This is a genomic window from Geitlerinema calcuttense NRMC-F 0142, from assembly GCF_030285425.1.
In genome coordinates, this window is sequence record NZ_JASVEJ010000010.1 from 46,125 (window position 1) to 64,381 (window position 18,257).

Genomic DNA, 18,257 nt, shown 5'->3' on the forward strand with positions numbered 1-18,257 from the left:
AACCTAAAGGAGGATAGGGAATGGGGAATAGGAAATGGGAGTTGAGAAGATGTGCATGACCCGAATTTAGGACTGGGAATGAGGATTGTCTCCCAGAAGGAAGCGAAAAACCTGGCGGCGACTCGCTTGCTCGGTGCAATTCCCAATTCTCAGATCTCAATTGCCAATTTCCCTCACAATAACGTTGTGACATGAAACGGGATCAAAATAAATAGACCTAACTTTTTAAGGCATCTATGAAACGGGAGGTTGTTGAGGACTTTCTGAATTTACCAGGTATTGCGGGGGTCGCCCTAATGGATGGGCGATCGCGACCCTACTTTTGTGGGGTGGACAATACGCTGAACTTTCAGCAAAAAGAAGCCCTCGCCCAAGGGATTCGTCAAGTGGTAGAGACCACGCCAGAGGGGTTTGAATCATTTGAGTTTCAATTTACGGCACATCGAGTTTATATTTACAAGCTAGCCCAGGGCATGATTTTGCTGGTTCTCACCAGCGAGGACTTGGTTGACCTGCACTATCTGGGCGCGGTAGAAAAGCTCAAAATGGCTTTGCAAGAGAACTTGACCACTGCGATCGCGACGTTTCGCTTGCTGGCCGGGAGCATTACTCTTTCCAGTCAAAGTTACTGGAAATCCGCTCCCCAACCCCCGGTTCCTCAACCGGCTTCTCCTTCTTCAGTCGATAGCGGACGAACCACAGGTTCCCGCAATGGCTTTAAAACCGCGCCCCCTTCCCCTAATTCTTCGGTTCCTCCTAGCTTGCATCCGCTCTCATCGGAGCCAGAACCCCAGCAACAAAGTTCTCAAGTTACGCTAAAAGAAATCCTCCTAGCGCTGAACCACTTATCTGAGTTCACCACTCATTACCTCGGAACTGCCGTGATCGCCAACTATTGGAAGTCCAGTCGTCCAGAAGTGCAATGGCTCAACGAGTTCCACATTACTCGCGGTGCAGAAATTACTTTTGGTGAAACAACCGGATCGGAGGCGTCGCTTCACGAAGCGGTCGATCTCCAGCAAATTCAGTGGATACAGGCGTGGGTTTCTGCTTTTATTACTCGGTGTACGCGGGTGATCCGCGACTTTCCGCTGCTTGTGGAGCAAACAGCCCTCAGCGAGCAGCAGAAAAAGTTACTCCTTCCCTAATCTTTACTTTCACTAGGCAATTCGATGGTTAAAATTGTCAAGCTTGAGCCAATTGCTCAGGAAACTGAAATCGCAACGAATAATAATTTGCTGTCGGTCTTAATTGAAAAAGACCTTGATGTCCTTAAAGAATGTGGCGGGCGGGGAATGTGTGCCACTTGCCACGTCTATATTAAGCAGGGGATGAATTTTCTCTCGCCGATGACGCGCCGCGAACAGCGCACGCTGGAAATTATTACCTCCTGCAAGCCGACTTCTCGCTTGGCGTGTCAGTCGCGCGTTCTAGACGATGGGGTGGTGGTGGAACTGCCCCCTGGGATGTATGTTAAATCCTTACAGGATATTGAGGCGTTAATTGGACGACGCGCCGAGCAAGATTTACTTCACCCCGTTACCGGGCAAGTGCTGGTTGAGAATGGTAAGTTAATTACCCGTTCTACGCTCAAGCAACTGGAAACGACGAAATTCCAAATCGGAGAGTTTTTAACCTATACCACAGATGCCTAGGTTCGATCCCTGCTCGTGGCGTTGGTTGAAGGAGCAGGGATTGCGCTGGGTGCGAGAGAATTATTCCTAAAGGATTTATGATTACTCAACTCGAACGTTTGAGCCAGATGGCAGATGGTCGCTATGCTACGGATACCGAACTGTTGTTTTTAGAGGAATATATCCAATCTTTTAGCTTGCGCGTGCAGACCTATCGCCAAATTCAAGCTTCAGAAGCAGAACTGTTAGAGCAGGTTCAACATCGAATTCGACAGGTCGATCCGGCACTGTTGTTGAGCAACCAAACGGACTTGAGTGGAAAATGGAAGCGCGATACGATTCGGGTGCTGCGCTATTCGGCAATTACAGTATTGCTTGATGATGCCGAACTGTTGCGCGATCGCCTTTTGTTTTGGATGCAGACGGTGATGAAGGCGTTTGATGCTCAACGAAGCTGTAACGTGACCTATCATGTCATGCAACAAGTGGTGCAATCGCTGTTTCCTGTAGATGAGGCGAGTTTGCTGTGTCCAATTTTAGAGTTAAATCGGTCGCTGCTCGGAGCCAAGCCGGAGTGAGGCGTTTTTAAGTGGCATGTGGAGTTAGGTAACAACTATGAGGCTAGCTCCGGCTGCAAAGTTTAAAATAAGGACGCGATCGCTATTTTAAGACTCAACCCCAGATCGGAGGGCGCGAGTGCGATCGCCCGTCCGTTTAATCCTCCTCAGCCCAAACGTTTTGCACAACTATGGTGAACGTAACAACCCGCCCGAACTCGCAGAAACGGAAGCATCCTAAAAAACACAATCATTACGGTTTTCGCGATTTCTTCCAGTTTCAGCCAGAGCAAGGCACGCTTGTAGACTGGAACGAAGCTCAAAATGTTCTGACTAGCGAAGATTTTATTATTGGTTTAGTGGAGGGTTTAGAAGAAGAAGTCGGCGATGCCTCAGCCGCCATTATGTACACCATTGGCTGTGAATGGGGACAAAAAGATGCCTTCTTTTTTGAAAAATGGTTTGAAAAAGAATTCGATCGCAATATCCGCCAAACGAACCTGATGTTTCTCCTCGAAACCTGGTGGTGGCCCTTTACCTCCCAAGGTTGGGGTCGTTGGGAAGTGGATATGGGCGATCGCAAACAGGGATTTATGTTCATTAACCTGTTTGACTCGGCAGTGGCTCGCAGCTTGGGCGATGTTGGCAAACCCGTCTGTCATATCTACGCAGGCTTGTTTGCGGGCTTTTTTACCGAGTTGGTGAAAAAACAACTCAGTTGCATTGAAATTCAATGCTATTCAATGGGCGAAACCTATTGTAAGTTCCTGATTGGGGGCAAAGATCGCATTGATGCGGCCGCTTTCTGGCTCAACGAAGGCGCAACCGCTCGCGACATTGAAAAACGTTTACGCGCCGGAGAAAGGCTCGGATGAGTCAGCTAACCCTTAATCCTACGAATGGTAAATCGGCGATCGCCCCGCCGGAACATTGGCTCAAACAGTCCGTGGGTGACTTTTTTGCTGGCATTAATTGGGAACGACATTCCGTTGAAGTGCAGCAAATCAAACGGGCTGTTCAACAAGGCAGTCGCGAGCCTTTAGCCCTAACCTTGAAGGTTTCGCAATTTTTAAGCTGCATTCCTTGGGAAGGTCAACCCCTAGCGGCTTCCCCGGTTGCCGAACCTGAGATTGACTTAGACACGGCTGTGCCGCCCTCAAATGAGTTTACGCTCGAAGATTTTTCGGATTTATTCTAAGTTGAGAAGCCTTATCCGCTCTGAGTTAAGCGCTTAGAGATTGGGAATACTGAGAACTAGAGGTAAAGCTCGGCGTGCTGAGGCTGGGGCTGGAACCCGATGGGCGCGTCAAGCTGTCCAAGCGTCCGGCGAGATGGCTCAGTTCCCAACGGCATCGTTAACAGTCTCTCTAGAGCAGCCTCTGTGGGGCTTTGCTGCGAACTCACTCTTATGGTTGACAACTTATGCACCCTAAACTTGAAACGCTGTTTGAAGAAGCGGAAAATCGATACCTCAAACCGGAAGAACTCACCGTATTGAGCCAATATGTGGAGTCTTTACCGGAACGGTTAGAAGTTTACCGACAGATCCGCGATCGCGAAATTGACATCATGCAAACCGTCGCCGATCGACTCACCGCTCAATTTCCCCAAGAGTCTAAAGAAACCCTAGAACGCAGTATTAAAAACGCCCTGCTGATGCTGCGCTACTGTGCAATGGCAATGCTCCTCAACGATGAAGCCTTTGTCAAAGAACGCTTATTGGGTTGGTTGGCTCAAAGCATTCAGACCTATAAAACTCAACCCATTGATTCAGCCCTTTATAAGCTGTTAAACCAGCAACTGGCCCAATCGTTAACAGCCAAGCAAATTAACCTTCTCAAGCCCGCCTTGGTGCTGGCTCAAACCTCTTTACTGAAACTTGAAGGTGCCAGCGAGCCAAAATCGTAAGGGCGATCGCGATTTCCCTGTGTATTTACCCCCAAATTGACCTATGATTTCCGTTGCCGATCTCCTCATTGACAACCGCATCCCTGGAAACTACTTCGCCATCGATGCCTACGTCCGTAGCGACTTAGAATTAGGACTGCTCGAAAATCGTCGTGGCAATCGTCTTTTGGCAATGCCCGAAACCCTAATTCAAGCGATTTACTCCGGTTTAGATAAAGAAACAGGTCAAGCCACCGGACTGGTATTGTTTAACTGCGGTCGGTGGTGGGGAAAAAACTTCTACGCTCGTTTTTGCGAAGAAATTGCCGAATACTATAAAACCGCCGTCAGCGATATGGCAATGGTGGAGTTTATTCAATGCTTGCAACAGTGCTGGATCGTTCACGGTTGGGGCAAAATTGAGCTAGACCAAACGCACCAACATCTGGGCTTTTTGCTGGTCAATACCTGGAACTCTCCCTTTGCAGCCCACGCCCCCAAAGGCAATCGTCCCGTTTGTCACCTTGATGCTGGGATTTTTAGTGCCTTCTTCAGTCAACTGAGCAACCGAGAATTACATTGCGTCCAAACGGATTGCGAATCTCTGGGCGCATCGTGCAATCGTTTTATCCTCGGCTTACCGGACAGACTGCGCCCGGTTGAAAGTTGGGTTCAAGATGGTTTAAGCCACGACGAGATGATGCAACGTTTGGCACAAAGTTAGCCGTCTTCGCCAATGGTCGTTTTTCTCAGCTTGCAAGGCAATAGCGGGCTGAGATTGTAATGGCGCGGATGCACCAAACATTAGGACAGTACCCATTGCACAAACCCTAAACTTGACCTTGAAAATTTCCAAGTATCGAATTTTAGGATTAGTTGGACAAGGCCAATTTGGTCAGGTGTTTTGCGGTTGTCATCGCAAAACGGGTCAAATTTTTGCGCTGAAAAACTTAGACCGACATCGGTTCCCCACCCATAAGTTTTTACGAGAACTGCGCTTTTTACTCTTGCTACAGCATCCCAATATTGTCACCTGCCATTCCCTCGAACATACGCGCACGGGTCGCTATTTGGTGATGGACTATTGCGAGGGCGGAACGCTGCGGCAACTGATGGAAATGCAAGCCGCGCCCTGGGTTGAGTCTGGCTTAAAACTAGCGATTGATATTCTGGCGGGTTTAGAACACGCTCACAGTCGGGGTATCGTTCACTGCGATATCAAACCGGAAAATATTTTGCTAACGGCTAAACCCGGAGGATGGTTAGCCCGCATTTCCGACTTTGGCATTGCCCGCCTCTCTCAGGAGTTGGCGGAGGAAACGGGAAATACGGGTTCCCCGGCGTATATGGCTCCCAAACGCTTTTACGGCCAGTATTCTCCGGCGTCTGACCTTTACGCGGTGGGGGTGATGCTGTTTGAGTTGCTGGCTGGTTATCGCCCGTTTTCTGGGCCGCCTGGGCAGTTAATGTCGGCGCATCTCAATCAGCCGGTGAAGATCCCGCCGCAGGTTCCGCCGGAGTTTCACGGGTGCATTCTCAAGGCGCTGCAAAAGTTGCCCGGCCGTCGCTTTCATAGCGCTAGCGAGATGTTAGCGGCTTTGTTAGAGGCACAGGCTCGTTGGCTGGAGGGGCAAGCGCCGCGCGAGCAGAGTGAGAAGGTGGGCTTTTCCCCGATACAAGGTCGGCTGCGGACTGAGGGCAAGGCGGAGGGGGTGCGCCAGTTGGGGACGGTGCGATCGCCCATTGTCGGGATAGCGATTGTAGACAAGCAACTGATTTGGGCGACGCAAACGACGCTCACCAGTTATGTGTCGCGTCAAAGCTTTAATTTCAAAGCTCCCATTCAGGCGTTGTTGCCCTATCAGCGGGGCTGTTTGGCAGTGACGGAGCAAGAGATTTACGATTTGAAGTTATGGGGGCTAGAGGCGACACCGCAGCGAGTCGCCCAGTTTGCCAGCCCTCGGATTGCGGCGGTTGAACCCCAAGGACGTTGGATCGCGACAGCAACGCAGGGGCAACCTCTTCAAGGGAGCGAGTTCCAAATTGTGCCTTTAACGGGGTCTAGTCGGCGGAAGACGGGCTTGAATTTGTCGCTGGCACCCCGGCAGTTATTGGCGCTCGATTCTCGTCATATCGCTGCGATCGCGGCGGTGTCGCCAACGGAAACGCTGATTCAAATTTTGACCCGACGCCAGACTTCGATCGGGGTTTGGCGTTTGCCGGTTTCGATGGATCGGGCGATTTTGGGCAACAGTCCCTATCAATTGCTGGCGATCGCGCCCCATCCCACGCTTGCCGATACGACGGAAGTGATCTTGCTCGATTTAAAGCCGTTTCGTCTGCGGCGCATTGTTCTAGATTTAGCGCCTCCGGTGTGCGTGGCGGTTACGTCTTGGGGGTATGCTGTCGGTCATCGCAGCGGGTGGATTGTTTTGTTGGATGGGGAAGGAACCGTGGTGGGGCGGCTGGATTTAGAGGACTTTAGGGGGTTGCAGGTCCTGATTCCCTATCAAACTTCGGGTTTAATCGCGAGTGCGTTTCACCAGGATCGCGGCGGGCTATACCTCTTAGATTTGCGACAATTCGAGATAGACTTGGTTTTCTGAGGGCAAAAACGAGATTGCTATGGCTGATGTTTCTGGGTCTATGGTCAATTCCCACTGGATGATGTTGGGTTTGTTGGCAAGTTTTGCGGTGGCTCACAGCGGTTTGGCTGCCCTGCGTCCGCGCGGCGAAAAGCTGTTGGGCGCTCGCCTGTATCGCGTGTTGTTCGCATTAGTAAGTTTGCCGCTAGCGGTGGTGCTGATCGTGTATTTTTTCAATCACCGCTACGATGGGGTGCAGTTATGGCAGGTGCAGGATGTGCCTGGGGTGAGGGCGCTGGTTTGGGGGCTATCGGCTATTTCGTTTATTTTTCTGTATCCGGCGACGTTTAATTTATTGGAGATTGCGGCGATCGCCAAACCGGAGGTTCACCTCTACGAAACGGGGATTATTCGGATTACTCGACACCCGCAAATGGTGGGACAGATTATTTGGTGTATTGCTCATACGCTCTGGTTGGGGACAACTTTTATGGTTGTCACCTCTTTGGGGTTGATACTACATCATGTATTCGGCGTTTGGCATGGCGATCGCCGCTGGCAAATGCGGTACGGCGAAGCTTTTGAAGCGGTGAAAGCCAGAACTTCGATTATGCCGTTTCAAGCGGTTTGGGACGGACGGCAAACCTTAAAAGTTGACGAATTTTTGCGTCCGGCCTATCTAGGGGTAGTTGTTTTTGTGGCGCTTTTGTGGTGGCTTCACCCGACTCTGATGGTCGCAACCAGTCGAGTTCCCTGGTAAAGAAAATAAATTCTCAGAAGATCCCCATTTTCGGTGAAATTCAGTGACTCAAACGATCCCAAATAGATGTAGCATGATCCCAAATCCATAAAAATGCACATAAAAAAACTGAGGGAGCATGATACTGTCAATCAGCGAACGTTCGTTTCCCAAAGAAGTTTTAGAAGCTTCCACCCCCGTTTTAATTTACTTTTGGGCCCCTTGGTGCGGAGTGTGTCGGTTAATTCCCCCCGCTTTGAAGCGCTTTCAAGAGGAATGGGGAGATTTAATTAAAATTGTCGGGATCAATGCCGACGAAAGCTTAAAACTCGCCAATACTTACCGATTAACCACCTTACCCACCCTGATTTTGCTCGATCGCGGTCAAATCCGGCATCGCTTAGAAGGCTTTCACAGCAGCGACGACTTGCGCCGTCAGCTTGAAGCGATCGCCCTAAGTTACAGCGCCAAACCCGAACCCGCTTATTGGTCAACTCAAGAGTCTGCGGTTTTCCTTACATAAGAAAAAAATTTTTGCATCTTCGTTTATTCATCGCTCGTTAGACGCGATCGCCACCTTGTAAAACCCTACTCTCCAGGCTACGGACGGATAACCGCTGTTTCCCGTCTTCATTTTGCCAACGCCTACGCAGTCTCCCGGAGAACATCCCCTTGACAAAATCCCCCGTCTTTGGCCTGTCAGTCGGGGGATTTTAACGCGAACTTTACGCCAAGCCGGCAGCCTGTGTGTCAAAATGAGTAGCGGTTTTGCCAAAATAGTGAAGAAATCTAAAGTAGGCGTTAGTGATGGAATTTCTCTATCAATATGCCTGGTTGATACCAGTCCTGCCTTTATTAGGGGCCATGCTGGTCGGCATAGGTCTAATCTCGTTAAACAAAATGACTAATCAGCTACGGCAAATCAACGCCGTAGCCATTGTCTCGCTGCTGGGTGCAGCAATGGTGCTGTCGTTTGCGCTGCTTTGGAGTCAAATTCAGGGTCACGCACCGTTTACTCAAACCTTAGAATGGGCAGCAGCGGGTGATTTTCACCTCAAGATGGGATACACCATCGATCATCTCACGGCTGTCATGTTGGCGATCGTGACCACCGTAGCCTTCCTGGTGATGATTTACACCGATGGTTACATGGCCCACGATCCAGGCTATGTCCGCTTTTACGCTTACCTGAGCTTATTTAGCTCCTCCATGTTAGGGCTAGTCATCAGTCCTAACCTCGTCCAGATTTACATCTTCTGGGAACTCGTCGGGATGTGTTCTTACCTCCTGGTGGGTTTCTGGTACGACCGCAAAGCCGCAGCCGAAGCCTGCCAAAAAGCCTTTGTGGTTAACCGCGTGGGAGACTTTGGTCTGCTACTCGGTATCCTAGGTCTTTACTGGGCGACGGGTACCTTCGAGTTCGAGGAAATTGGCGCGAACCTGCAAGCGCTAGTGGCAGATGGCTATCTCAGCGTAGGTTTAGCGACCCTCTTCGGAATTCTGGTCTTCCTCGGCCCGGTGGCGAAGTCGGCGCAATTCCCCTTGCATGTCTGGCTGCCCGACGCAATGGAAGGCCCCACCCCCATTTCAGCGCTGATTCACGCGGCAACGATGGTGGCGGCGGGCGTCTTTTTGATTGCCCGGATGTATCCGGTGTTTGAACCGCTACCGGCGGTGATGAATGTCATTGCCTGGACGGGGGCGTTTACCGCCTTTTTAGGGGCATCGATCGCGATTACCCAAAATGACATTAAAAAAGGGTTGGCTTATTCCACCATTTCCCAACTCGGTTACATGGTGATGGCGATGGGCATTGGGGCCTACAGCGCCGGTCTATTCCACCTGATGACGCACGCCTATTTCAAGGCGATGCTGTTTTTGGGTTCCGGTTCGGTAATTCACGGTATGGAAGCCGTTGTCGGTCATAATCCCGCTTTAGCGCAGGATATGCGACTGATGGGCGGCCTGCGGAAGTATATGCCGATTACGGCCCTGACCTTTTTGATCGGGACGCTGGCAATTTGTGGGATTCCCCCGTTTGCTGGATTCTGGTCAAAAGATGAAATCCTCGCGAGTGCCTTTGAGGCGAATCCGGCGCTGTGGGCGGTGGGTTGGCTGACGGCGGGGATTACCGCGTTTTATATGTTCCGGATGTATTTCTCGACCTTTGAGGGTTCTTTCCGAGGAACCGACAAGGCGATTCAGGCGGAGTTATTGGCAGCATCAGCAGTCGATAGCCTAGAACCCGCCTTTGGACCGGGCGCGATGGATGTGAAGGAACTCGAATCCCACAGCCACGACCATCATCACAGCGATTCGCCTCACGAATCTCCCATCACGATGACCTTACCGTTGATGCTGCTAGCGGTGCCTTCGGTGTTAATTGGTTTGGTGGGAACGCCGTTTGCCAATTACTTTGAAGCGTTCGTTTATCCTCCAGGCGAAGCGGTGGTAGAAGCCGCAGAACACGCAGGCGAGTTTGACTGGTCGGAATTCCTGATTATGGGCGGTTCCTCGGTGGGGGTTGCCTTGATTGGGATTACGCTGGCGTCGCTGATGTATCTGAGTCGGAAAATTGATGCTAGCGCGATCGCCAAACAGATCGAACCCCTGTATCAGTTCTCGCTCAATAAGTGGTACTTTGATGACCTTTACCATCGGGTCTTTGTACTCGGTCTGCGTCGCCTTGCTCGACAAGTGATGGAAGTAGACTTCCGAGTGGTGGATGGCGCGGTTAACCTGACGGGATTAATTGCCCTGGTAACGGGCGAAGGTCTGAAGTACCTGGAGACAGGACGCGCTCAATTCTATGCTCTGATTATTTTTGGAGCGGTTTTGGGTTTGGTCATTTTCTCTGGAATTAGTTAAGACTCGCTTGCCAGAAGGGACTGTTGGCAACCTTGACGACCCAACAGTCCACTGTCAACCCTCAATTACCTCTTGGCAATGGATATTGCAAATTTTCCTTGGCTAACCACAATTATTCTGTTTCCCATTGCGGCTTCGTTGTTGCTGCCGGTTTTACCCGATAAGGAGGGTAAAACGGTACGGTGGTATGCCTTAACGGTGGGTTTGATTGATTTTGTTTTGATTGTTTATGCCTTCTATACCGGGTATGACTTAAACGAACCCGGTTTGCAGATGGTAGAACGCTATGCTTGGGTGCCGCAACTGGACTTGAATTGGTCGGTTGGGGTGGATGGCCTGTCAATGCCGTTGGTGATTTTGACGGGGTTTATCACAACCTTGGCAATGCTGGCGGCTTGGCCGGTGACGCTGAAGCCGAAACTGTTTTATTTTCTGATGCTGGCGATGTACGGCGGTCAAATTGCCGTGTTCGCCGTGCAGGATATGTTGCTGTTTTTCTTGGTGTGGGAACTGGAGTTAATTCCGGTTTACCTGTTGCTGTCCATTTGGGGCGGTAAAAAGCGGCTGTATGCGGCGACGAAGTTTATTTTGTACACCGCAGGCGGTTCGCTGTTTATTTTGGTGGCAGCGCTAGCGATGGCGTTCTTTGGCGATCAGGTTTCGTTTGATATGAGCGCGATCGCGGCTAAAGACTATCCCATTCGGCTAGAACTGCTCCTGTATGCCGCATTTTTAATTGCCTATGCGGTGAAGCTGCCGATTTTCCCGTTACATACTTGGCTTCCGGATGCTCACGGGGAAGCAACAGCACCCGTTCACATGTTGCTGGCGGGGATTTTGTTGAAAATGGGCGGTTATGCTTTAGTGCGGATGAATGCCGGTATGCTGCCGGATGCTCACGCTATCTTTGCCCCCGTTTTAGTGATTTTGGGGGTGGTTAATATTATCTACGCCGCTCTGACTTCTTTCGCCCAACGCAACCTCAAGCGGAAGATTGCCTATTCTTCAATTTCCCACATGGGATTTGTGCTGATTGGCTTGGGTTCGTTTACGGACTTGGGTTTGAGCGGCGCGGTGCTGCAAATGATTTCCCACGGCCTAATTGGGGCGAGTTTGTTCTTCCTGGTGGGGGCCACCTATGACCGGACGCATACCCTGATGCTCGATGAGATGGGGGGTGTGGGTCTGAAGATGCGGAAGATGTTTGCCATGTGGACGACTTGTTCGATGGCGTCTCTGGCTCTACCGGGAATGAGCGGATTTGTGGCGGAGTTGATGGTGTTTGTAGGGTTTGCAACCAGCGATGCGTATAACCCCGTGTTTAAGGTGCTGGTGGTGTTCCTGGCAGCGGTTGGGGTGATTTTGACCCCGATCTATTTGCTCTCCATGCTGCGGGAAATTTGCTACGGTCCTGAGAACAAGGAACTCGTAGAGCATGAGGCGCTGATTGATGCTGAACCTCGCGAAGTGTTTATTATTGCGTGTCTGTTGATCCCGATTATTGGCATTGGTTTCTATCCCAAGCTGGTGACGCAGGTTTACGACGCGACGACGGTTCAGCTAACGGCTCGCTTGCGAGATTCTGTGCCGACGCTTACCCCGTCGCCTGCTGTGGCTCAACTGGGGGCCCAAGAGGTGGCTGCGGCTCCGCTTCTCCCCAAGCGATAACATTTGGATTTTTTGGCAATTGAGCGGATGGCTCTCCCGGTTTAACAACCGGGTTTTTTTGTGGGCTGATTTTGCGGAAATTCAGTAAAATTAACATCCCTCTGAAGGCAGATTTTAGCGTATAGTGATCCGCAACACTTAGGGGGATTGGAGATGAGTATCCGCGAATTGGAAGAATCTGTCAGTAAGCTTTGTTGGGCATTCGCGATCCGTAATGTTGGGATTGCTCGCGATTTAATTGCTTATCTCTGCACTAAGTTTACCTTGGATGAGGTGGCGGCGATCGCGCTTCTGACGTTTGAGCGGTTAGTTTGGCTTGATGCTAAAGCCTGTCGGTGGGCGATGGAGCATATTCTCCCAGAAGAGGTGAAAAAACAGATCGATCGCTTAGTGGGCATCCACTTCTATCAACAATTACTAGCAGTAAGCTAGAGGGCGAGTAACTCCCGTTGAGCCACCTGCGGCTGCGGTTGAGCCGCAAGGCTTTTAAGATTAATCCAGATCCGATAATGCGATTCCGAGCGCGTTAAGCACACTTTGAGACCGCGATCGCACAGGCGGCAGGCTTTGTGATAGGCTTGCGATCGCTCGGAAAAGTCAAAACAGTCCATTAAGGCGTACAGCTCGCCCTCGTAGCGCATTCCCTGTTGAATGCCGTTAGACCAATAACAAAAGGGACTAACCGCATTCTCTTTTAGAATCGGTGGAATCATAAATGGGCTTAGGGGCAGTTTTCAAAATCGTCACTAGTCTAGAGTGTATAGACCGACGATTGAGATCGAGGGTTGCTTGCGCTACACTTTATTGATTATTTAATTAAGTCAGCAAAGCTTGACAAAAACTTTACAAAATCTCTCGCCCAGTCAAGTTATTGACACATCCGCGTCACACCAGCGCCAACTCCACTCCCCATACTAGAGATACCAAAAACTTAAAGCAAAGTAAGCCTCCAACGCCGCGTTTGGAGGCCTTTATTTTAGCGCAGGACTTGGAGAGCGATCGCCCTTCTCAGCCCCCAAATGCATCGCGCAGTTCATGAAACTTAAGTATAGAAAGTTACTTTTGAACCCTAAAAAGCTACAGAAGCTAGATTGACATTTTAAGTTTTTAACAGTAAACTCCCTCAAAGCAGCGGCTTAGGAAGAAGAGAAGCCCGTAATATTTCGCATTCAAGCAGAAACTTTCTCTGGAGAGAAACCAAAGATTCTCCAATTGTTCCTGATTAAGTTCGGTGATTTAACGGACAAAAATAGTTGTATTTTTACTTAAATTTTCCTCAGTAGGATTGTCATTCAGCAAAGTCTTGCATCAAGCTACAATCCCCTCTTTACATTCGAGAATTCCGATTGCAAATTAAAGATAGGTTCTCGCTTTCTATCTGGCGATAGATAAGCGATCGCAAATTTTATAGCCCCTTGCCGGTTGTTAACCCAGAATCATCTCAACCTTCCCCAGGATATTCTAGGGTTTTATCAGACTGTCCGATTGCGGGACGTACGGTAGCGCAGGAAACTGATATTTGCTGCTGCTTTGCGTACCGATCTCGCCCCATCCCGTTAAATCTTAATTTTCTGTACATTTACGATGTAAATTAGCAGAATATTAATGATATCCATTGTTTATATCCCAATTAATTCCAGCTATTTTAGCGGTTGCATCTTCCTATGAATTTCCTAAAAACCCCATTCACAAATCCAATCAGGCGATGCTGAACAGAGCGAATCGCGAGTTTCCCGATGCCTTCAATCGCTTCAACAATCCGATAGGCATCCTGCCGCACATTCACCCAAAAACGCCGCCGAATTGCTGATTTATGGATGTGACTGAAATCAAACCCACAACAATCCAACCCTCACAGACTGCCTTAATCGAGGCAATTCCAGACACGATCTTTCGCTGTCGGGCGGATGGCACCTATTTAGAAGTGAAGCCAGCCAAAGACACTCACCTCCCCCTTCCCTCCAACGGCTTCCTGGGTCAGAAAATCTCGGATTTCCTCCCCCAAGCCCTTTCCGAACGCTTCTTGCAAGCCCAAGCCAAAGCGATCGCCCTCAACGAAATCCAAACCCTAGAGTATCAACTCCCAGACTCCCTAGAACCCGATGCCCGCCTGCGAGACTACGAAGCGCGGATCGTCGCGATGGGTGCTGACGAAACCCTGTTCATCGTGCGCGACATTACCGAACGCAAGCGATACGAAGCCGAATTAGTCCGGCGATCGCGCCATGCAACCCTGCAATCCGAAATTAGCCTATCCTTCACCCAAAGCGGCTCCCTCAACAGCTTACTGCAACGCTGCTGTCAGTCCCTCGTCCAACATCTTGATGCCGCCTTCGCTCGCATTTGGCTGCTTAACGCCAATAACAATTGCTTAGAACTCAAAGCATCCGCTGGTCTATACACCCACCTGAACGGCAACCACGCGTCTATCCCCGTTGGACAATACAAAATCGGTCGCATTGCAGCCAAGCGCCAACCCTATCTCACCAATAACGTCCTCAACGATCCGCACGTTAGCAACCCTGAGTGGGCGCGACAGGAGGGGATGGTTGCCTTTGCCGGATATCCCCTCCTGGTTGAAGAGCAACTGATCGGCGTCATGGCCTTGTTTGCTTGCCATCCTTTAGAGCGTTCCACCTTTAACACCCTAGAATCGATTGCCAGTCAAGTGGCGATCGCCATTAAGCGCGAACACGCCGAACAGGCAACCCAGCAATTGACCTATGCTTTACAACAAGCTCAACGGATTGCTCACATTGGCAATTGGGAGTTTGAACCATCCAGCGAAGTCATTACTTGGTCTGAGGAACTGTTCCACATCTACGGATACCCCGTTGGACGCGTCCCCACCCTCCCCGAAGTGCTGAACGCGATCCACCCAGAAGACCGCGATTTGTGGCTAGAAGCCGTCAACCAGTCGGTGCAGCAGGGCATTCCCTACTCAATCGATCACCGGATTTATCGCGGAGATGGGGAAATGCGCTATATCAACAGTCGCGGAGAAGCCCAATTCGATCCGAATGGGAATATTTGTAAGCTGTTCGGTACAGCAATGGATATTACCGAACGCAAGCAAGTCGAAGAGGCACTGCGACAGCAGTTTTTGCGCCAGCGTTTGGTGAATTCAATTTTAGAACGCATTCGCTCCTCGCTCAACGGCGAAGCCATTCTGAAAACTGCGGTTGAAGAGGTTCGCCGCTTTTTACGAACGGATCGCACGGTGATTTATCAGTTTAATCCAGACTGGAGCGGGCGCGTGGTTGTGGAATCGGTGGGGGAGGAATGGATACCGATTATTGATTTGGATACTCAGGATCGATGCTTTCAACAAACCTACGTTCAACTCTATCAACAGGGTCGGATTGGGATTGTGGAAGATGTTTGCACTGCGGATTTACATCCTTGCCATAAGGAGTTGCTCAACAGCTTGCAAGTCCAGGCTAACTTGGCGATTCCGATCTTTCAAAATACATCCTCTACCAAGGATCGGACAGCTCAGACAAAATCGAATCGCTTGTGGGGTTTGTTAATTGCCCACCATTGTCGGGGGCCTCGCGAATGGCAGGCGACGGAAATTCACTCGTTACAACAGTTGAGCGTTCAGTTGGCGATCGCCATTCAACAATCGCTACTGTTTGAACAGGCTCAAAGCGAAATTGCCGAACGCCAGCAAGTGGAGTTAGCTTTACGCGAGTCGGAAGCCAGAGAACGGGCGCGCGCCAGACAATTAGCCCTCACCCTGCGCGAACTGCAAAGCACGCAAGCCCAATTGGTGCAAACTGAAAAAATGGCGTCTTTGGGGCAACTGGTGGCGGGTGTGGCTCACGAAATTAATAATCCCGTGAGTTTTATTTATGGCAATATTGCCCATGCCAATGATTATATTGACGATCTCCTCTCGCTGATTGAGTTGTATCAGCACCACTATCCGCAACCGGCTCCGGCGATTCAACAGGAGATTGAAGCGGTTGATTTAGCGTTTTTAGTGGAAGATTTTCCCCGATTGTTGCAATCGATGAAGGAAGGGGCCAGTCGGATTAAGGAAATTGTGTTATCGCTGCGGAATTTCTCGCGCCTTGATGAGGCGGAGATGAAAGAGGCGGATTTACATTCTGGAATTAACAGCACGCTGATGATTCTTCAGCATCGTCTTAAGGAGCAAACTCAGCGTCCGGCGGTGAATGTCGTTCGAGAGTATGGCAATCTGGTGCCTGTCGCCTGCTATCCCGGCCAGCTCAATCAGGTGTTTATGAATATTTTGACCAATGCCATTGATGCGTTGGAAGAGCGATGTCAGCAGGAGCGGAACTTTCAGCCGGAAATTCGGATTGTGACGGAGTGGGCGAGCGGTGCGGCGTTTGAGAATGCTGAGTTAGGCGATCGCGCTCTGATTCGCATTGTTGATAATGGTCGAGGGATTCCAGCTCAATCGCAAAAGCGACTTTTCGATCCCTTTTTTACCACTAAACCTGTGGGTCAAGGGACGGGATTGGGTTTATCGATTAGCTATCAGATTATTGTGGAGAAACATGGCGGTCAAATTTCTTGCAATTCTCAGGTGGGACAAGGGACGGAATTTGTGATTGAAATTCCGACGCGTTCGGTGCGGCTTTAATGCGCTTGGGAATCGTGCAAAGTGTTGTATAGCTTACTGTCAGTTTGGCGGTAGTTGTCTACAATGAAGATGCGGCGTTTGGCAAGCGGGAAATGTCTCACTCCTTGTTATTGGTGGCTGTCGATCTGGTGGCGTTGATTACGGCCTGGCTCTCGTTTAAAGCTTTAGCCAAAAATTCTTGTTGAGTTTGCGGGAAGTTTGCTCTTGGGTAGCATTCTAGCCCGATTGATAAAAAAATTTTAAGTGACTATAAGGGTTTACGTGCGATCGCCTTCAGGCCGGCGAGAAATTCAGGCCTCATTTCCAGGCATTGCCTGATACAATGGCCAGTCAAGACCCAGGTTGAAGGCTGAGTCAAAACTCGGTCAAGTTTTGATGCCATGATTGACGAACCCTCTAAAACCAGCACCGTAACGGCCCAGGCTGAAGAAAAACTCCTGCGGGAAACTCCCCCCGTCGATCTCGCCTTTATCGTCCCTGTCGCGCTCTTGATAGGGCTAATTGCGGTGGCGTGGCAGTGGATTCTGGTAGGGATAGGCGCGATCGCCCTTGGGTTAAGCTGGAAGCACCTAGAGCGACGCAAGCGGGAAAAGCAGGCGTTTCTCAAGGCGGTGTTTTATCAACTGGTTCAGGCGAATCAAGGCTACGTTACCTCCCTAGATTTAGCCGTGAAGGCCGATATTTCTGGAGAAGAGGCGCAGCGCTACCTGCAAGAGTGCGCCCAGGAGTTCTCGGCGGATGTGGAGGTGAGCGATCGCGGCACGTTAATTTACTGCTTCTCTACGGCGCAAACAACTGCCACAGAAACGCAATTTGCGACCTTATCCCAAACTGAGTTTGAATCCAACATTGAGCGCCAACTCGCAGAACTCAAAACCCGCACGCCAGTCACCACCGTCCTCAAACCGCTGATCCAATCGGAACTGGCAAAACGCTTTAACGTTCATCCCAGTACCATCAGCAAGAAAAAACTCAATCCTGACTTTCCCGACTGGAGTCGCACTCAAGATCCTGAAGGCATTGCGTGGGGCTATACTGCTGAAACTCGCTTATTTGCACCGATTCCTAAAGGCGATGAATTCCGGAACTTATCGATTTAAGCCTACTGCCCCTTCTAAATCAGCACCTTGGAAATCAGCACCCGTCACATTCGCATTAGTGAGAATTGCATCTTCCAAGTCCGCATTCAGGAACGTTGCATTTTGCAGATTCGCCCCGGTAAGATTAGCTTCATCCAAATCTGCATTATTCAGATTAGCGCCGCTAAGATTTGCATTGCTTAAATTCGCTTTTTCTAGATCGGCATTGACTAAGTTTGCGCTGCTGAGATTCGCATTACTTAAATTCGCCTCATCTAGATCGGCGTTCATCAGGTTAGCGTTGCTGAGATCGACCCCGCTTAGATCCAGGTTCTCTAAGTTTGCCCCTTGGAGATTGCAGCCCGAACATTGCCGCGTTGAACGTAATTGCTCAATTGGATCGTTGGTTGCGTTCTGGGCAGTTGTAGTGGGGGCTGTTTGAGTGGGATTGGTCGTTTCGGGTTGCTCGACAGCATTGGTACACCCGATTGCTAGCAGATTTCCCGCCAAAGCGATCGCACCGAGCATTGTTTTAGCATTCAAGATCATCTGAAAAATTTTCTATATCTACCCTTCAAAACTAAAGTCAATCGCGGCAACGCGCATCGGGCAATAGATAGAAAAC

Annotated in this window: 19 protein-coding genes; 17 read left to right on the top strand and 2 right to left on the bottom strand. The window is 50.1% G+C overall.

Annotated features, from left to right (window positions below):
• Window positions 1-236 precede the first annotated feature (236 nt).
• The 13 genes from QQ055_RS02715 to QQ055_RS02775 all read left to right on the top strand — a co-directional run bounded on the left by QQ055_RS02715 (window position 237) and on the right by QQ055_RS02775 (window position 12,370).
• Complete coding sequence (locus QQ055_RS02715; RefSeq protein WP_284475288.1) at window positions 237-1,148, top strand: hypothetical protein; 912 nt, start codon at window positions 237-239, stop codon at window positions 1,146-1,148.
• 24 nt (window positions 1,149-1,172) lie between these two features.
• The gene (locus QQ055_RS02720; RefSeq protein ID WP_283359976.1) at window positions 1,173-1,655 is read left to right on the top strand and encodes a 2Fe-2S iron-sulfur cluster-binding protein; all 483 of its coding nucleotides are present in this window, start codon (window positions 1,173-1,175) and stop codon (window positions 1,653-1,655) included.
• Between the two features lie 77 nt (window positions 1,656-1,732).
• Entirely contained in the window at window positions 1,733-2,212 is a 480-nt protein-coding gene (locus QQ055_RS02725; protein WP_283359977.1) for a globin family protein, read from the top strand.
• A 170-nt stretch (window positions 2,213-2,382) separates the two neighbouring features.
• Window positions 2,383-3,066, top strand: a complete 684-nt coding sequence (locus tag QQ055_RS02730; protein WP_069966798.1) for a V4R domain-containing protein — start codon at window positions 2,383-2,385, stop codon at window positions 3,064-3,066.
• Window positions 3,063-3,389 carry a hypothetical protein gene (locus tag QQ055_RS02735; protein ID WP_069966799.1) on the top strand — a complete coding sequence of 109 codons (327 nt, stop codon included), beginning with the start codon at window positions 3,063-3,065 and terminating at the stop codon, window positions 3,387-3,389. Before QQ055_RS02730 ends, QQ055_RS02735 begins: the two co-directional genes overlap by 4 nt.
• Window positions 3,390-3,613: 224 nt before the next feature.
• The gene (locus QQ055_RS02740; RefSeq protein ID WP_284475289.1) at window positions 3,614-4,099 is read left to right on the top strand and encodes a globin family protein; all 486 of its coding nucleotides are present in this window, start codon (window positions 3,614-3,616) and stop codon (window positions 4,097-4,099) included.
• Between the two features lie 43 nt (window positions 4,100-4,142).
• Complete coding sequence (locus QQ055_RS02745; RefSeq protein ID WP_069966801.1) at window positions 4,143-4,802, top strand: V4R domain-containing protein; 660 nt, start codon at window positions 4,143-4,145, stop codon at window positions 4,800-4,802.
• A gap of 118 nt (window positions 4,803-4,920) precedes the next feature.
• Window positions 4,921-6,684, top strand: a complete 1,764-nt coding sequence (locus tag QQ055_RS02750) for a serine/threonine-protein kinase (protein ID WP_286004206.1) — start codon at window positions 4,921-4,923, stop codon at window positions 6,682-6,684.
• 19 nt (window positions 6,685-6,703) lie between these two features.
• The gene (locus QQ055_RS02755) at window positions 6,704-7,423 is read left to right on the top strand and encodes an NnrU family protein (protein WP_284475291.1); all 720 of its coding nucleotides are present in this window, start codon (window positions 6,704-6,706) and stop codon (window positions 7,421-7,423) included.
• A 118-nt stretch (window positions 7,424-7,541) separates the two neighbouring features.
• On the top strand, window positions 7,542-7,925 hold the full coding sequence (locus QQ055_RS02760) for a thioredoxin family protein (protein ID WP_069966803.1): 384 nt from the start codon (window positions 7,542-7,544) through the stop codon (window positions 7,923-7,925).
• A 284-nt stretch (window positions 7,926-8,209) separates the two neighbouring features.
• The gene (locus tag QQ055_RS02765) at window positions 8,210-10,270 is read left to right on the top strand and encodes an NAD(P)H-quinone oxidoreductase subunit 5 (RefSeq protein WP_069966804.1); all 2,061 of its coding nucleotides are present in this window, start codon (window positions 8,210-8,212) and stop codon (window positions 10,268-10,270) included.
• Window positions 10,271-10,354: 84 nt separating this feature from the next.
• Window positions 10,355-11,938 carry a photosynthetic/respiratory NAD(P)H-quinone oxidoreductase subunit D1 gene (ndhD1, locus tag QQ055_RS02770; RefSeq protein WP_190567120.1) on the top strand — a complete coding sequence of 528 codons (1,584 nt, stop codon included), beginning with the start codon at window positions 10,355-10,357 and terminating at the stop codon, window positions 11,936-11,938.
• A gap of 153 nt (window positions 11,939-12,091) precedes the next feature.
• On the top strand, window positions 12,092-12,370 hold the full coding sequence (locus QQ055_RS02775; RefSeq protein WP_069966806.1) for a hypothetical protein: 279 nt from the start codon (window positions 12,092-12,094) through the stop codon (window positions 12,368-12,370).
• Here the strand turns inward: QQ055_RS02775 and QQ055_RS02780 are convergent.
• Complete coding sequence (locus QQ055_RS02780; protein WP_069966807.1) at window positions 12,367-12,651, bottom strand: hypothetical protein; 285 nt, start codon at window positions 12,649-12,651, stop codon at window positions 12,367-12,369. The two genes, QQ055_RS02775 and QQ055_RS02780, sit on opposite strands and share 4 nt — an antisense overlap.
• A gap of 902 nt (window positions 12,652-13,553) precedes the next feature.
• On the opposite strand from QQ055_RS02780, the gene QQ055_RS02785 reads away from it, so the two are divergent.
• From QQ055_RS02785 to QQ055_RS02800, 4 genes are all read left to right on the top strand, one after another.
• Entirely contained in the window at window positions 13,554-13,748 is a 195-nt protein-coding gene (locus QQ055_RS02785; protein ID WP_141724334.1) for a hypothetical protein, read from the top strand.
• 9 nt (window positions 13,749-13,757) lie between these two features.
• Window positions 13,758-16,553: a GAF domain-containing protein gene (locus QQ055_RS02790; RefSeq protein ID WP_286004207.1), complete on the top strand. Its 2,796-nt coding sequence runs from the start codon at window positions 13,758-13,760 to the stop codon at window positions 16,551-16,553.
• Window positions 16,554-16,597: 44 nt separating this feature from the next.
• Window positions 16,598-16,738, top strand: a complete 141-nt coding sequence (locus tag QQ055_RS02795; protein WP_158020386.1) for a hypothetical protein — start codon at window positions 16,598-16,600, stop codon at window positions 16,736-16,738.
• Window positions 16,739-16,933: 195 nt separating this feature from the next.
• Window positions 16,934-17,653: a hypothetical protein gene (locus tag QQ055_RS02800; protein WP_283359981.1), complete on the top strand. Its 720-nt coding sequence runs from the start codon at window positions 16,934-16,936 to the stop codon at window positions 17,651-17,653.
• Here the strand turns inward: QQ055_RS02800 and QQ055_RS02805 are convergent.
• Entirely contained in the window at window positions 17,642-18,181 is a 540-nt protein-coding gene (locus tag QQ055_RS02805; protein ID WP_283359982.1) for a pentapeptide repeat-containing protein, read from the bottom strand. The genes QQ055_RS02800 and QQ055_RS02805 overlap by 12 nt on opposite strands.
• Between the last annotated feature and the right edge of the window lie 76 nt (window positions 18,182-18,257).

Excerpts from the sequence above, each read along its gene's own strand:
- QQ055_RS02755 (WP_284475291.1), top strand. The coding sequence starts at position 6,704 with ATGGCTGATGTTTCTGGGTCTATGGTCAATTCCCACTGGATGATGTTG.
- QQ055_RS02760 (WP_069966803.1), top strand. The coding sequence starts at position 7,542 with ATGATACTGTCAATCAGCGAACGTTCGTTTCCCAAAGAAGTTTTAGAA.
- QQ055_RS02800 (WP_283359981.1), top strand. The coding sequence starts at position 16,934 with ATGATTGACGAACCCTCTAAAACCAGCACCGTAACGGCCCAGGCTGAA.
- QQ055_RS02780 (WP_069966807.1), bottom strand. The coding sequence starts at position 12,651 with ATGATTCCACCGATTCTAAAAGAGAATGCGGTTAGTCCCTTTTGTTAT.
- QQ055_RS02715 (WP_284475288.1), top strand. The coding sequence starts at position 237 with ATGAAACGGGAGGTTGTTGAGGACTTTCTGAATTTACCAGGTATTGCG.
- QQ055_RS02765 (WP_069966804.1), top strand. The coding sequence starts at position 8,210 with ATGGAATTTCTCTATCAATATGCCTGGTTGATACCAGTCCTGCCTTTA.
- QQ055_RS02740 (WP_284475289.1), top strand. The coding sequence starts at position 3,614 with ATGCACCCTAAACTTGAAACGCTGTTTGAAGAAGCGGAAAATCGATAC.
- QQ055_RS02720 (WP_283359976.1), top strand. The coding sequence starts at position 1,173 with ATGGTTAAAATTGTCAAGCTTGAGCCAATTGCTCAGGAAACTGAAATC.
- QQ055_RS02805 (WP_283359982.1), bottom strand. The coding sequence starts at position 18,181 with ATGATCTTGAATGCTAAAACAATGCTCGGTGCGATCGCTTTGGCGGGA.
- QQ055_RS02725 (WP_283359977.1), top strand. The coding sequence starts at position 1,733 with ATGATTACTCAACTCGAACGTTTGAGCCAGATGGCAGATGGTCGCTAT.
- QQ055_RS02735 (WP_069966799.1), top strand. The coding sequence starts at position 3,063 with ATGAGTCAGCTAACCCTTAATCCTACGAATGGTAAATCGGCGATCGCC.
- QQ055_RS02745 (WP_069966801.1), top strand. The coding sequence starts at position 4,143 with ATGATTTCCGTTGCCGATCTCCTCATTGACAACCGCATCCCTGGAAAC.
- QQ055_RS02775 (WP_069966806.1), top strand. The coding sequence starts at position 12,092 with ATGAGTATCCGCGAATTGGAAGAATCTGTCAGTAAGCTTTGTTGGGCA.
- QQ055_RS02730 (WP_069966798.1), top strand. The coding sequence starts at position 2,383 with ATGGTGAACGTAACAACCCGCCCGAACTCGCAGAAACGGAAGCATCCT.